Source organism: Streptomyces sp. So13.3 (assembly GCF_005860785.2).
GTDB classification, from domain to species: Bacteria; Actinomycetota; Actinomycetes; order Streptomycetales; family Streptomycetaceae; genus Actinacidiphila; species Actinacidiphila fildesensis.
In genome coordinates, this window is record NZ_CP048835.1 from 1,316,970 (window position 1) to 1,331,178 (window position 14,209).

Genomic DNA, 14,209 nt, shown 5'->3' on the forward strand with positions numbered 1-14,209 from the left:
ACACCTCGATCACGGCACACCGGTCGCGGCGCCCCGATCACGGCACACCGCTCGCGGCCACACCGGTCACTGCACCGGGACCGCCCAGGGGAGCATGATCCAGACGGTCTTGCCGCCGTCCGGCGTGGGGGTCACCGAGAGCCGGCCGCCGGACTCCGCGGTGAGATGGCGGATGATGACCATGCCGCGCCCGTTGTCCTGCTGGACGGCGGCCGGCAGCCGCTGCGGCCAGCGCGGATGGCTGTCGGTGACCCCGATCCGCAGGTGTTCGGACCGCTCCAGCTGGACGTCCACGGTGAAGGTGGGTGACTGGCCGAGGGTGTGCAGCACGGCGTTGGTGGCGAGTTCGGAGACGATCAGCCGGACAGCGTCGACTGCGGGCGCGTTCTCGGGCATCCCCCAGTCCGCCAGCAGCCCGCAGACGTACCGGCGGGCCGTGGTGACCGAGGCGGGGTCGCTCGGCAGGGTGACGGATGCTTCCTGGAGGTCTGCCATGGCGACGCTGTCCCTTTCCCGCCGTGCCCCGAGACTCCGTCGTGCGGTCTGCCCGCAGGGAGCCGCGGACGGCTACTTCGCGCCAGAGTGCCACCTATGGTGCCGCTATTGCGGCCGATCCACAGCGATATGCATATATCTGTCGCTCAAAGCGGTGAACCCTGCTACGCGAGAACGTATTCAGGCGCAGACTGTCGCACTGGTGACGGTCTGAAAAGTTCCTTCAGGAAGGGCGGCGCGCGATGCAACGGATCCCCGCGGTACGACGCCGAAAGCTCGGAGCGGAACTCCGGCGGCAACGCGATCTGGCCGGGATGACGAGCGGCGAGGCCGCCCGCAGGGCCGGCTGGCACCAGCCGAAGGTGAGCCGTATCGAGACCGGCCGCAGCAGCGCGCGGCCGGAGGACGTGGCCTGTCTGCTGGACATCTACGGGGTCCGCGACCGTGAACTGCGCGACCTGTTGGCGACCTTGGCCGGGAAGGGTACCCAGCGCGGCTGGTGGCACGACTTCCGCGACGTACTGCCCCCGGAGTACCGCGACTTCATCAGTCTGGAAACCGGCGCCGGCCGGGCGCGCACCATGGAGAACAGCGTGGTGCCCGGCCTGCTGCAGACCCCGGCGTACGCCCGCGCGCTCACCCGCTCGGTCCTCCCGCAGCTCGGGGCACGGGAGGTCGACGCCCTGGTCGAGGTGCGGACGGCCCGGCAGGCCGTGCTGGAGCAGGATTCCCCGCTGGAGCTGCACGCTCTGCTCGACGAGGCGGTGCTGCGGCGCAATGTCGGCGGAGCACAGGTCATGGGGGCGCAGTTGCGACACCTCGCGGAAGCCGCCAGGATGCCGCGGATACGGCTGCAGGTTCTGCCCTTCGCCGCGGGCGGCCACATAGGTGTTACGGGATCTTTCGTAATCTTCTCCTTCCCGCTCATTGCCGATCTGGACGTTGTTGTTATCGACCATTTGACGAGTAGTCTCTATGTGGATCGACAAGAGGATCTCAGGGCCTACAGCGCCGCGTTCGACCGATTGCGCTCCCACGCCCTGTCGTACGACGACTCATTGGCGTTCATTTCCGGGATCGGCTCCGGGAACGACTCCTGGATCGGCTCCGGGAACAGCAAAGGCGCGTAAGGAGGCACCATATGCCGGTACTGCCTCGGTACGTTTCCTCCAGCACAACTCCTTGTGCGACGCGGTGGCAACGCAGCAGCTACAGCACCGCGGCCAACAATTGCGTCGAAACGGCCCGGTTGTCCGCAGGACAGCTGGCCGTGCGCGACTCCAAGAACCCCGAGGGACCGGTGCTGCTGTTCGCGCCGGCCGCCTGGGACGACTTCGTACGGGCGCTACGCGCCGGTGAGTTCGCCGGACCGGGCTGAGTCGCGAGGCGCGGTGCGCACGATCACCCCGACCGCCTCGGCGATCTGCTGATCCGTCAGATCGCCGCGGGCGGTCAGCCGCAGCCGCGAGATGCCGTCGGGCACCGACGGCGGGCGGAAGCACCCCACCGCCAGGCCTGCGTTCCTGCAGTCCGCCGCCCACTGGAGCGCCTCCCCGGCCGACGGGGCACGCACCGCGACCACACAGGCGTCCGGCCGGGCCGACCGCAGCCCCGCCGCGGTCAGCCGGTCGTACAGCTGCAGGGCCACCGCACGGGCCCGCTCCGCGCGCTCCGGCTCACCGCGCAGCAGGCGCAGCGCGCCGAGCGCCGCGCCCGCCGCGGCGGGCGCGAGCCCGGTGTCGAAGATGAAGGTGCGGGCGGCGTTCACCAGGTGCTCGATCACCCGGGCCGGGCCGAGCACCACTCCGCCCTGGCTGCCGAGCGATTTCGACAGCGTGGCGGTGACGACCACGTCCGGCGCGCCGGCCAGGCCCGCCGCCCAGGCCGCGCCCCGGCCGCCCTCGCCCAGGACGCCCAGTCCGTGGGCGTCGTCCACGAGCAGTGCCGCGCCGTGCTCGCGGCAGGCGGCGGCCAGTCCGGTGAGCGGGGCCGCGTCGCCGTCGACGGAGAAGACCGAGTCGGAGACGACGACGGCGGGCCCGTCGTGCGCGTCCAGCGCCTTGCGCACCGCTTCCGTGTCGCGGTGCGCGACGACCTCGGTGTCGGCGCGCGACAGCCGGCAGCCGTCGATCAGCGAGGCGTGGTTGGAGGTGTCGGAGACGATGAGCGTGCCGGGCCCGGTCAGCGCGGTGACAGCGGCCAGGTTCGCGGCGTAGCCGGAGGCGAAGACCAGGGCGGCCTCGAACCCGCAGAATTCGGCGAGCTCCGCCTCCAGTTCGGTGTGCAGCTCGGTGGTGCCGGTGACCAGCCGGGAACCGGTGGAGCCCGCGCCCCACTGCAGGCAGGCGTCGGCCCCGGCCCGGGTGACCTGGGGGTGCCGGGCCAGTCCGAGGTAGTCGTTGCCCGCCAGGTCCAGCAGTGTCGACTCCGCCTGCCGCGGTCGCAGGGTGCGGACGAGGCCGGCCTCGCGGCGCCGCTCGGCGTGGGCGTCGATCCAGTCGAACGGGTCGCGGCTCATCGGGGTCCCTGGGGTCGGCGGGGCGGGCTCTGGCGGGTCCGCCGGGGGGTCCGGCGGTGCGGTGCGGAGGTGCGGGTGGGCCTGGCAGCAACGTACTGGTCGGGCCGCCCGGACAGGGTGTGGCGATACACACACCTATAGCCACCCCTGTTGTGCGGTCCATCATTGGCTCTCGGCCCCTCGGTGGGCCAGGATCGCCCCTATGGATCTGCTGAACACGCTGGTGGACAAGGGGCTGCGCCGAGAGCTGCCCACCCGGGATGAGGCGCTTGCCGTACTGGCGACCTCCGACGATGACCTGCTCGATGTGGTGACCGCGGCCGGCAAGGTGCGGCGCCAGTGGTTCGGGCGCCGTGTGAAGCTCAACTACCTGGTCAACCTCAAGTCCGGGCTGTGCCCGGAGGACTGCTCGTACTGCTCGCAGCGGCTCGGCTCCACGGCCGGGATCCTGAAGTACACCTGGCTCAAGCCGCACGAGGCGGCGGCCGCCGCGACGGCCGGTGTCGCGGGCGGGGCCAAGCGGGTGTGCCTGGTGGCCAGCGGGCGCGGTCCCACGGACCGCGATGTGGACCGGGTCTCCCGGACCATCGAGGCGATCAAGGAGGAGAACGAGGGCATCGAGGTGTGTGCGTGCCTGGGCCTGCTCTCCGCCGGTCAGGCGGACCGGCTGCGCGAGGCCGGCGCGGACGCGTACAACCACAACCTGAACACCTCCGAGGCGACGTACGGGGGCATCACCACCACGCACACCTACGCCGACCGGGTGGACACCGTGCAGCAGGCACAGGCGGCCGGGCTGTCCGCGTGCTCCGGTCTGATCGCGGGCATGGGCGAGTCCGACGCCGACCTCGTGGACGTGGTGTTCGCGCTGCGTGAGCTGGACCCGGACTCGGTGCCGGTCAACTTCCTGATCCCGTTCGAGGGCACCCCGCTGGCCGAGGAGTGGAACCTCACCCCGCAGCGCGCCCTGCGGATCCTGGCGATGGTGCGGTTCGTCTGCCCCGACGTGGAGGTCCGGCTCGCCGGCGGCCGCGAGGTGCACCTGCGCTCCCTGCAGCCGCTCGCGCTGCACCTGGTGAACTCGATCTTCCTGGGCGACTATCTGACCAGCGAGGGCCAGGCCGGCCAGGCCGACCTCGACATGATCGCCGACGCCGGCTTCGAGGTGGAGGGCGCGGGTACGGTCACGCTCCCCCAGCACCGCGCGGACGTGGCGCACGCCGGCGGCGGCTGCGGCTCGCACGAAGCGGGCGGCGGCTGCGGCTCGCAGAACGAGGACGCGGGCTGCGGTTCGCACGCCGACGGCGGCGGCTGCGGTCCCTGTGGCGGCGCGGCGCAGGGCGCACCCGAGCCGGTGGCGGAGCCCGCGGGCGCACCGGACCAGGAGCCGGTCCCGGCGGGTGCCGCCCGCACCGGACTGGTCGCCGTCCGCCGGCGCGGAGCGGGAACGGACCTGCCGCCCAATGCCTGAGCCTCTCATCACGCCGCCGGCTCCGGTGGCGCTGACCCCCGATGCGCTGCTGGCGCTGGACCGGGAGCACGTCTGGCATCCCTACGGGCCGATGCCCGGCCGTCAGGAGCCGCTGATCGTCGCATCGGCGTCCGGGGTCCGGCTGCGGCTGGCCGCCCCGGCGGAGGGCAGGACCGAGCTGATCGACGGCATGGCGTCCTGGTGGTCGGCGATCCACGGCTACAACCACCCGGTCCTCAACGAGGCCGCGCGCGGCCAGCTCGACCGGTTCAGCCATGTGATGTTCGGCGGGCTCACCCACGAGCCCGCCGTCCGCCTCGCGGCGCGACTGGTGGAGATCACCCCGGAGCCGCTGCGCCATGTCTTCCTCACCGACTCCGGCTCGGTGTCGGTCGAGGTCGCGGTCAAGATGTGCCTGCAGTACTGGCGTTCGCTGGGCCGGCCGGCCAAGCAGCGGCTGCTGACCTGGCGCGGCGGCTACCACGGGGACACCTGGCAGCCGATGTCGGTGTGCGACCCCGACGGCGGGATGCACGAACTGTGGTCGGGGGCGCTCCCCCGGCAGGTCTTCGCCGACGCGCCGCCGTCCGGTTTCGTCGCCGAGCCCGACCCGCGTTACGTGGCCCATCTGCGGGAGCTGATCGGCCGTCACGCCGATGAGCTGGCGGCGGTGATCGTCGAGCCGGTGGTACAGGGCGCCGGCGGGATGAAGTTCCACTCCCCCGCCTATCTGCGGGTGCTGCGCGAGGCGTGCGACGAGCACGACGTGCTGCTGGTCTTCGACGAGATCGCCACCGGCTTCGGCCGCACCGGCGCTCTCTTCGCGGCGGAGCACGCCGGGATCTCGCCCGACGTGATGTGTCTGGGCAAGGCGCTGACCGGCGGTTATCTGACGATGGCGGCGACGCTGTGCACCACCCGGGTCGCCGACGGCATCTCGCGCGGCGAGGTCCCGGTTCTCGCGCACGGCCCGACGTTCATGGGCAACCCGCTCGCGGCGGCCGTCGCGTGTGCCTCGATCGACCTGCTGCTGTCGCAGGACTGGGCGGGCGAGGTCAAACGCATCGAGGCCGGACTGCTCGACGGACTGGCGCCCGCCGCCGCGCTGCCGGGCGTACGGGACGTCCGCGTGCTCGGGGCGATCGGGGTCGTCCAGCTCGACCATCAGATCGACATGGCCGCGGCCACCCGGGCCGCGGTGGGGGCGGGTGTGTGGCTGCGCCCGTTCCGTGATCTGGTGTACATCATGCCGCCCTACGTCACCGGGGACGAGGACGTGGCGCGGATCTGTGCGGCGGTCCTGGCGGCCGCGCGCGCGGGCTGACAACCGGGGGCGGACAGCGCGGGGCGGACGGCGCGGAGCGGTCGGCGCGCCGTCCGGCATCGACACGAGGAGGAAGCGGTCACATGGCGGTACTGGCGGTCACGGGGACGGGCACGGAGATCGGGAAGACGGTGGTGACCGCGGCGGTCGCCGCGGCCGCACTGGCGCAGGGGCTGAGCGTCGCCGTGCTCAAACCCGCCCAGACGGGCCTGGCGGAGGGTGAGCCGGGTGACGCGGCCGAGGTGGCGCGGCTGGCCGGCGGGGTCACCGCGGTCGAACTCGCCCGCTACCCGGAACCGTTGGCGCCCGCGACCGCGGCCCGGCGGGCAGGACTGCACCCGGTGCGTCCGACCGAGATCGCCGAGGCGGCCGCGAAGCTGTCCGCCGTGCACGACGTGGTGCTGATCGAGGGCGCGGGCGGACTGCTGGTGCGCTTCGACGACGGCGGCTCGACCCTGGCCGATGTGGCGAAGCTGCTCGGCGCCGCCGTACTCGTGGTGGTGCCCGCCGGTCTCGGCACGCTCAACACGGCCGCGCTGACGACGGAGGCGCTGGCCGCGCGGGACCTGCGGTGCGCCGGACTCATCGTCGGCAGCTGGCCGGCCGAACCGGACCTGGCGGCCCGCTGCAATCTGACCGACCTCCCGGAGTCGGCGGGGGTGCCGCTGCTCGGGGCGGTCCCGGCCGGTGCGAGCACCCTCACCCCGGAGGAGTTCCGAGCCGCCGCGCCGGGCTGGCTGGCCCCGCAGCTCGGCGGTGTCTGGGACGCCGAGGAGTTCACCCGGACCGAGGGACGCGGCTAGGGCGTGTTGCGAAGTCCCGTCCGGCTATCCGGCTATCCGCCCCAGCCGCGCAGCTCGTCCGCGATCCGGCCGACGCCGGCGGAGCCGTCCTTGACCAGCCGGGCCAGATCGCGGACCTGCTCCGGTGAGGTGGTGACCTTGAGTCCGCTGGCGACGAGGTAGGCGTACGCGACCGCCGAGGCGAACATCGCGTTGGACCGCTCCAGGGCGGGGACGTGCACGAGTATCTGCAGCAGTGCGGCGGCGCGGTCGTGCGGGTCGGGGTAGACGGGGGTGCCGAAGATCTCCGCCTGGTGCCGGCTCACCGCCGCGAGCAGCGCGCCCCAGTCGGTGACCTGTGGGTCGCCCGGGGTGTTGTGCTCGGCGACCATGAGCAGCCAGGCCAGGTCGATACGCAGGCTCAACGGCTGCCTTCGCGCTCCGTGCCGAACTCCTCCGCGAACACCGACTCGTAGCTCTTCATGAAGTCGGCCGCGGCCTCGACGAAGGTGCGTCCGCGTTCACCCGCGTCCTGCTGGACGAGCTCTTCGATGTACCGGTTCACGCTGATGCCCCGGCGCGAAGCCCGGTCCCGGGCCGTTTCGGCGGTGGACTCTTCCACCCGCACGTTCAACTGGGTCTTGGCCATACCTACAAGCTAGCGCCGATCCGCTAGTAGCGGCAAGTGGGCCACGGCGGATCCCGCCGGCCGGCGGCTACCTCAGCGGCTTGGTCCAGCGCCGCCACGGCTCCTCGGGGCCATAGCCGGCCGCCTTCCAAGCGTGGTGCGCCAGCTCGTTGCGCTGCAGGACCATCGCGTCCGCCCGCCGCCCGCCCAGCGCGACGAAGCGTTCCTCCGTCGCCGCCAGCAGCGCCGCGGCGATCCCCTGGCGCCGGGCGCCGGGGTGCACGGCCAGCCGGTAGATATGGCACCGCCAGCCGTCGAATCCGGAGATCACCGACCCCAGGAGCACACCGTCGCGTTCGGCCAGGAGCAGCGCCTCCGGGTCCCGGGCGATCAGCCGGGCCACGCCCTGCTCGTCGTCACTGATGCTGGCGCCCTCGGCCGCCACCTGCCAGAAGCCGAGTACGGCCGCGATGTCCGAGGGGGCCGCCGCGCGGATGTGAAGGTCGTTCATGCGGCGCAGTCAAACAGCCGGCTCGCCCCCGCGGCCAGTGGTTTCCGTCCCGTCAGCCCGGAAGCGGACGGGACGGAGACCACTCGCGGGTCATGCCACGCCCAGCCAGCTCTCGGCGCCGAAGGAGCCCTTGATGTCGGAGGCGATGGTCTCGTGGTTCACCAGGAACCCCAGCTCGAAGACGGTGGTCTTCTCCGGCCCGCGGACCCGCATGCGCACCGGGCTGTCGCCCGGGTGGGCGCGCAGGATCCGCTTGAGCTCGTTGATCGTCGGCTGGTTGAGCTTGTGGGCCCGCATGAACAGCTGGACGGGAGGCTTGCCGCCGTACTCGGCCGACGAGATGTCCAGCTCCATCAGTTCCTGACCGGCGATGTTGATCGTTCCGTCGCGGTCGTTGATCCGTCCGGTCACCGCGACCACGGTGTCCGGGATCAGGGCGTGCTGCACGAGCTGGTAAGAGGCGGGGAAGAAGCAGATCTCCATGTTCGCGTCACGGTCGGCGAGGTGCACGATCGCCCACGCGTTGCCCTGCTTCGTCATCCGCCGCTCGACGGTGGTGATCAGCCCCGCGAGTTTCACCACGCCCTGGGTCTGCCCGGAGGCGACCAGATCGGCGATGGAGGTGTCGCGGTTGCGGGCGAGGATGTGCTCGGCCCCGTCCAGCGGGTGCGCCGAGACGTACAGGCCCAGCATCTCGCGCTCGGTCGACAGCAGCTGCTTGCGCGGCCACTCGTCCTCGCCGATCTTGAAGTCCAGACCGAAGCCGCTGCCGCCGCCGTCGTCCCCGCTGTCGAGCGCGCCGAACAGGTCGTCCTGCCCGTACGCCTCGGCCTTCTTGACCGGGATGATCGCGTCGATGGCGTCCTCGTGGACCGCGGACAGTCCCTTGCGGGTGTGTCCGAGCGAGTCGAAGGCGCCGGCCTTGATCAGGGATTCCACGGCGCGCTTGTTGAGCGTGGTGATCTCGGCCTTGTCGAGGAAGTCGCTGAACGCCGTGTACTTGCCCTTGGACTTGCGGGAGGCGACCAGCGACTCGATGACGTTGGTGCCCACGTTGCGCACGGACTTCAGACCGAACCGGACGTCGTCGCCGACGGCGGTGAAGTCGGCGGTGGACTCGTTCACGTCCGGGGGCAGCACCCTGACGCCCATCTTGCGGGCGTCGGCCAGGTAGATGGCGGCCTTGTCCTTGTCGTCGTCCACCGAGGTGAGCAGCGCCGCCATGTACTCGGCGGGGTAGTTCGCCTTGAGGTAGGCGGTCCAGTACGAGACGAGTCCGTAGCCGGCGGTGTGCGACTTGTTGAAGGCGTAGCCGGAGAACGGGAGCATGACGTCCCACAGCGCCTTGATGGACTCCTCGCTGTAGCCGTTGGTCTGCATGCCGCCGTGGAACTTCTCCCACTCGGCCGCCAGCACCTCGGGCTTCTTCTTGCCCATCGCGCGGCGCAGCAGGTCGGCGCCGCCGAGGCTGTAGCCGGCCAGCTCCCGGGCGATGGCCATGATCTGCTCCTGGTACACGAGCAGATGGAACGTGGTGCCCAGGATCGGGTCGAGCGCTTCGCGCAGCTCGGGGTGGATCGGTTCGATCTCCTGGCGGCCGTTCTTGCGGTGCGCGTAGTTGGTGTGCGCGTTGGCGGCCATCGGGCCCGGCCGGTACAGGGCGAGGACGGCGGCGATGTCCTCGAACCGGGTGGGCTCCATCAGCTTCAGCAGGGCGCGCATGGCGCCGCCGTCGAGCTGGAAGACGCCCAGGGTGTCGCCGCGGGCCATCAGTTCGTAGGTGGTGGCGTCGTCCAGCGGGATGGTCTCGGTCTTGAGGTCCACCCCCCGGTTCTCCTTCACGATCTTCAGGGCGTGATGGATGATGCCCAGGTTCCGGAGACCCAGGAAGTCCATCTTGACCAGCCCCATGTTTTCGCAACTGGGGTAGTCGAAGCCCGTGATGATCACGCCGTCCTTGTCCCGGCGGTGCATCGGGATCAGGTCCAGCAGGGGTGTCTTCGAGAGGATCACCGCGGCCGCGTGCACACCGGTGCCGCGGACCAGGCCCTCGATGCCCTTCGCGGTGTCGATGACGCGCTTGACGTCCGGCTCGTTCTCGTACATCTGCCGGATCTCGCCCGCCTCGCCGTAGCGGGGGTGCGAGGGGTCGAACATGCCGGTGAGCGGGACGCCCTTGCCCATCACGTCGGCGGGCATCGCCTTGGTGATGCGGTCGCCCATCGCGAAGGGGTAGCCCAGGACCCGGGAGGAGTCCTTGACCGCGGCCTTGGCCTTGATGGTGCCGAACGTGTTGACCTGGGCGGTGTACTCCTCCCCGTACTTCTCGGTGACGTAGCGCACCATCCGGTCGCGCTGGCGGTCGTCGAAGTCGAGGTCGACGTCGGGCGGGTTGATGCGCTCGGGGTTCAGGAACCGCTCGAACAGCAGCCCGTGCTCCAGGGGGCACAGCTCGGTGATGCGGGTGGCGTACGCGACGATGGAACCGGTCGCGGAGCCACGGCCGGGGCCGACGGGCACGTCGTTGTCACGGGCGTACTTGCAGATGTCGGCGACGACGAGGAAGTAGCTGGAGAACCCCATCGGACCGATGATCTTCATCTCGGTCTCGAAGCGCTCCATGACGGCGTCCGGGATGGGGTCGCCGTACCGCATCGCCAGGCCGCGCATGCACTCCTTGCGCAGCCAGGACTCCTGGTCCTCGCCCTCGGGCACCACGAACTGCGGCATCTGGTTGACCTCGGCGAAGACCTCGTCGTAGTCCTGGATGCGCTCGGCGATCAGCAGCGTGTTGTCGCACGCCTCGGGCAGTTCGGAGAACAGCTCCCGCATCTCGGCCGCGGTCTTGATGTAGTAGCCGGTCCCGTTGAACCGGAAGCGGCCCGGGTCGTCCTTGTTCTTGCCGACGCCGACGCACAGCAGAGTGTCGTGCGAGTCGGCCTCGCTCTCGTGCACGTAGTGCGAGTCGTTGGTCGCCAGGAGCGGGATCTTCAGCTCCTTGGCGATCTTGAGGAGGTCCTCGCGGACGTTGCGCTCGAGGTCCAGGCCGTGGTCCATCAGCTCCAGGAAGTAGTTCTCCCGCCCGAACATGTCCTGGAAGTCGGAGGCCGCCTGGAGGGCCGCGTCGAACTGGCCGAGCCGGATCCGGGTCTGGATCTCGCCCGACGGGCAGCCCGTGGTCGCGATGATCCCCGAGGCGTGCTGGGAGATCAGTTCGCGGTCCATACGGGGCTTGCCGTAGAAGCCCTCGAAGCTCGCGAGCGAGGAGAGCCGGAAGAGGTTCCGCAGCCCCTGCGCGTGCTCGGCCCACATCGTCATGTGGGTGAAGCGGCCGCCGCCGCTGACGTCCTTGCTGCCCTCGCCGTCGTCCGAGACGGCCCGCTGCCCGCCTGGGCCCCAGAACTCCGGCTTCCGGTTGCGCCGCGAGGACGGCGCCACATAGGCCTCGATGCCGATGATCGGCTTGACCGGGCCCTTCTTCGCCACCTGGAAGAACTCGTACGCGCCGAACATGTTGCCGTGGTCCGACATCGCCACGGCCGGCATCCCCTCCTCCTCGATCTTCTTGAAGAGGATGGGCAGCTTCTGCGCGCCGTCGAGAAGCGAGAACTGGGTGTGATTGTGCAGGTGGACAAAGCTGTCGGACACCGGGCAGGCACCTCCGGGGCGGGTCGCGGGAAGCCTCCACCCTATCCCTCGGCACCCTCACCGGAAGCCTCCTCGCGGCCCTTCCCACATGATCGAAAACGGCGTGAAACAGTGACCTGGGGCGATCACGGAACGAGTTCGCGCAACACCGTGGGGTAGCCCGCGCGTGGCGTCGGGAGCGACCCGCCGGGCGCTCCGGAGGCCCCGCGCCACGCCGCGCCTTTGCCTTTCCTTTACTATGAGCGTGATCGAGTCCTCCGACGGAACGACCTCCAGGAAAGGTGTGAGCGTCCCTCCATGGACGAACCTCCCAGTAGCCGGCGCCGTGCGGACCGACCACCTCTGCCCGATCATGGGACGGAGGTGACCCGATGACCGAAGTGCTCCTCCTGGTGGTCGCTCTGCTGCTCACCCTCGCCTGCGGTGTCTTCGTCGCGGCCGAGTTCTCGCTCACGACGATCGAACGCGGTGAGCTGGAACGTGCGGAGCAGGCCGGTGAGCGCGGCGCCTCCGCCGCACTGCAGGCCGTCCGCACCCTGACGCTCCAGCTGTCCGGCGCGCAGTTGGGGATCACGGTCACCGGCCTGGTGATCGGCATGCTCTCCAAGGGCTCGATCACCGAATTGCTCACCGGCCCGATGCGGGCCGCCGGGCTGCCGGACTCCGCGGCCTCCTCCGCCGCGCTGGTGCTGGGCACCGCGCTGTCGACCGTGATGCTGATGGTCGTCGGCGAACTCGTCCCGAAGAACTGGGCGATCTCCCGGCCGCTGCCGGTGGCCAAGGCCGTCGCCGCCCCGCAGCGCGCCTTCACCGCCGCGTTCGGCCCGCTGATCCGGCATCTGAACAACACCGCCAACCGGATGCTGCGCCGGATGGGGCTGGAGCCCGCGGAGGAGCTGGCCTCCGCGCGCGGTCCGCAGGAGCTGGTGGCGCTGGCCCGGCACTCCGCCAAGGCCGGCACGCTCGAGGCCGACACCGCCGAGCTGTTCGTCCGCACCCTGAACCTGTCGGAACTCACCGCGGAGAACGTGATGACCCCGCGCGTCCAGGTCACCGCGCTCGACTCGCGGGCCACCGCCGAGGACGTCGCCGACGCGACCCGCGCCACCGGCCTGTCCCGCTTCCCCGTCTACCGCGGCACCCTCGACTCCGTCATCGGCACCGCCCACATCAAGGACGTACTGGCCGTTCCCGCCGGGCGCCGCCCGCGCTTCCCGGTCACCTCGCTGCTGCGCGAACCGCTGCTGGTGCCCGAATCGCTGACCGTCGACCGGCTGCTGGACCGGCTCGGCGGCAAGCAGTCCATGGCGGTCGTCATCGACGAGTACGGCGGCACGGCCGGTGTGGTCACCCTGGAGGACATCGTCGAGGAGGTCGTCGGCGAGGTCCGCGACGAGCACGACCCGCACGAGCTGTCCGACCTCACCTTCACCGGCGAGGACGCCGACGGCCGGCGGACCTACGACGCGGACGGCGCGACCCGCACCGACGACCAGCTGGAGGAGATCGGCCTGCACGCGCCCGAAGGCCCGTACGAGACCCTCGCCGGACTCGTCGCCCAGCGCCTCGGCCGGATCCCGGCCACCGGCGACACCGTCGAACTCGACGGCTGGCGGCTGGAGGTCACCGAGGCGGCCGGCCGGCGCGCCTCGCGCGTCCGGATCGTCGCACCGCCCGCCTCCGACAGCCCGTCGGCACCGAACGGGGAGAGCACCCGATGACCGTCCTGCAACTCCTCATCGGCGCCCTGACCCTCGTCGTCAACGCCTTCTTCGTCGGCGCCGAGTTCGCGATGATCTCCGTACGCCGCAGCCAGATCGAATCGCGCGCAGACGAAGGGGACCGGCGCGCCCGCAGCGTCATCTGGGGCCTGGAGCATCTGTCCCCGCTGCTCGCCGCCGCCCAGCTCGGCATCACGGTCTGCACCCTGGTGCTCGGCATCGTCGCGGAACCGGCCATCGCGCATCTGCTGGAACCGGTCTTCCACGCCGTCAACGTGCCCGACGCGCTCATCCACCCGATCGCCTTCGTGATCGCCCTGGCCGTCGCCACCTATCTCCACATGCTCATCGGCGAGATGGTCCCCAAGAACATCGCCCTGGCCGCACCCGCGCGCAGCGCGCTCGCACTCGGCCCGCCGCTGGTCACCTTCACCCGGGCGCTGCGGCCGGTGATCTTCACCATCAACGCCTTCGCGAACACCCTGCTGAGGCTGTTGCGGGTGGAGACCAAGGACGAGGTCGCGGCGGTCTTCTCCGACGCCCAGCTGTCCCGCATGGTGACCGACGCCGGTCTGGCGGGACTGCTGGACTCGCGGGCCACCGAACGGCTGCAGGACGCCCTGGAGCTGGGCCGCCGGCCCGTCGGCGAGGTCGCGCTGCCGACCGACCGCGTCGTCCGGGCCCCGCTCGGCATCACTCCCGAGGATCTGGAGCAGCTGTCCGCCCGCTCCGGCTTCTCGCGCTTCCCGGTGGCGGAGGGCGACGGCCGGGTGCTGGGCTATCTGCACGTCAAGGACGCCCTGTTCACCGAGCCGCGGGACCGGCCCTTCCCCCGTACGGCGCTGCGCCCGATCACCACGGTCAGCGCGGCCAGCCCCCTCGACGACGTCCTCACCGCCATGCGCGCCGGCCGGGCCCACCTCGCCTCGGTCGTCGACGAGCAGAGCCGCAGCATCGGCTTCGTCACCATGGCCGACGTCCTCAAGGAACTGGTCGGCCCGGCCGCGACCGGCAGGGACGCGGACCAGCCCGGTTCACCGGGTCCGGCCGGGGCCGCCCCCGCTTCCCGCTGACGGATGCCGCGCCGCCCGAAATGATTCCGGGCAAAAAA

General features: G+C 71.0%; 13 protein-coding genes. 7 read left to right on the top strand and 6 right to left on the bottom strand.

Annotated elements, in window-relative coordinates; all coding sequences use genetic code 11:
* Positions 1-66 precede the first annotated feature (66 nt).
* Complete coding sequence (locus C8250_RS06230) at positions 67-495, bottom strand: ATP-binding protein (RefSeq protein ID WP_138354507.1); 429 nt, start codon at positions 493-495, stop codon at positions 67-69.
* 242 nt (positions 496-737) lie between these two features.
* Between C8250_RS06230 and C8250_RS06235 the strand changes: the two genes are divergently transcribed.
* Both C8250_RS06235 and C8250_RS06240 read left to right on the top strand, forming a co-directional pair.
* Entirely contained in the window at positions 738-1,625 is an 888-nt protein-coding gene (locus tag C8250_RS06235) for a helix-turn-helix transcriptional regulator (RefSeq protein WP_138354506.1), read from the top strand.
* An 11-nt stretch (positions 1,626-1,636) separates the two neighbouring features.
* Complete coding sequence (locus C8250_RS06240; RefSeq protein ID WP_138354505.1) at positions 1,637-1,873, top strand: DUF397 domain-containing protein; 237 nt, start codon at positions 1,637-1,639, stop codon at positions 1,871-1,873.
* On the opposite strand, the gene C8250_RS06245 is transcribed toward C8250_RS06240, so the two are convergent.
* Positions 1,841-3,013, bottom strand: a complete 1,173-nt coding sequence (locus tag C8250_RS06245) for an 8-amino-7-oxononanoate synthase (RefSeq protein WP_138354504.1) — start codon at positions 3,011-3,013, stop codon at positions 1,841-1,843. The two genes, C8250_RS06240 and C8250_RS06245, sit on opposite strands and share 33 nt — an antisense overlap.
* Before the next feature lie 202 nt (positions 3,014-3,215).
* Between C8250_RS06245 and bioB the strand changes: the two genes are divergently transcribed.
* The 3 genes from bioB to bioD all read left to right on the top strand — a co-directional run bounded on the left by bioB (position 3,216) and on the right by bioD (position 6,611).
* Entirely contained in the window at positions 3,216-4,484 is a 1,269-nt protein-coding gene (bioB, locus tag C8250_RS06250) for a biotin synthase BioB (RefSeq protein ID WP_138354503.1), read from the top strand.
* Positions 4,477-5,808 (top strand): adenosylmethionine--8-amino-7-oxononanoate transaminase, encoded by a 1,332-nt coding sequence (locus tag C8250_RS06255; RefSeq protein ID WP_138354502.1) that lies wholly within the window; start codon positions 4,477-4,479, stop codon positions 5,806-5,808. The genes bioB and C8250_RS06255 overlap by 8 nt, the downstream gene beginning before the upstream one ends.
* An 83-nt stretch (positions 5,809-5,891) precedes the next feature.
* Positions 5,892-6,611, top strand: a complete 720-nt coding sequence (gene bioD / locus C8250_RS06260; RefSeq protein ID WP_138354501.1) for a dethiobiotin synthase — start codon at positions 5,892-5,894, stop codon at positions 6,609-6,611.
* 32 nt (positions 6,612-6,643) lie between these two features.
* Here bioD and C8250_RS06265 read toward each other — a convergent pair whose 3' ends face one another.
* The 4 genes from C8250_RS06265 to dnaE all read right to left on the bottom strand — a co-directional run bounded on the left by C8250_RS06265 (position 6,644) and on the right by dnaE (position 11,377).
* Entirely contained in the window at positions 6,644-7,015 is a 372-nt protein-coding gene (locus C8250_RS06265) for a fic family toxin-antitoxin system, toxin component (protein ID WP_138354500.1), read from the bottom strand.
* Positions 7,012-7,239: an antitoxin gene (locus tag C8250_RS06270; protein WP_138354499.1), complete on the bottom strand. Its 228-nt coding sequence runs from the start codon at positions 7,237-7,239 to the stop codon at positions 7,012-7,014. The genes C8250_RS06265 and C8250_RS06270 overlap by 4 nt, the downstream gene beginning before the upstream one ends.
* 67 nt (positions 7,240-7,306) lie before the next feature.
* Positions 7,307-7,729, bottom strand: a complete 423-nt coding sequence (locus C8250_RS06275) for a GNAT family N-acetyltransferase (protein WP_138354498.1) — start codon at positions 7,727-7,729, stop codon at positions 7,307-7,309.
* Positions 7,730-7,819: 90 nt separating this feature from the next.
* Positions 7,820-11,377, bottom strand: coding sequence for a DNA polymerase III subunit alpha (gene dnaE / locus C8250_RS06280; protein WP_138354497.1), 3,558 nt, complete (start codon positions 11,375-11,377; stop codon positions 7,820-7,822).
* Positions 11,378-11,748: 371 nt separating this feature from the next.
* On the opposite strand from dnaE, the gene C8250_RS06285 reads away from it, so the two are divergent.
* Complete coding sequence (locus tag C8250_RS06285) at positions 11,749-13,098, top strand: hemolysin family protein (protein WP_138354496.1); 1,350 nt, start codon at positions 11,749-11,751, stop codon at positions 13,096-13,098.
* Positions 13,095-14,171, top strand: a complete 1,077-nt coding sequence (locus C8250_RS06290) for a hemolysin family protein (protein ID WP_138354495.1) — start codon at positions 13,095-13,097, stop codon at positions 14,169-14,171. The genes C8250_RS06285 and C8250_RS06290 overlap by 4 nt, the downstream gene beginning before the upstream one ends.
* Positions 14,172-14,209 lie beyond the last annotated feature (38 nt).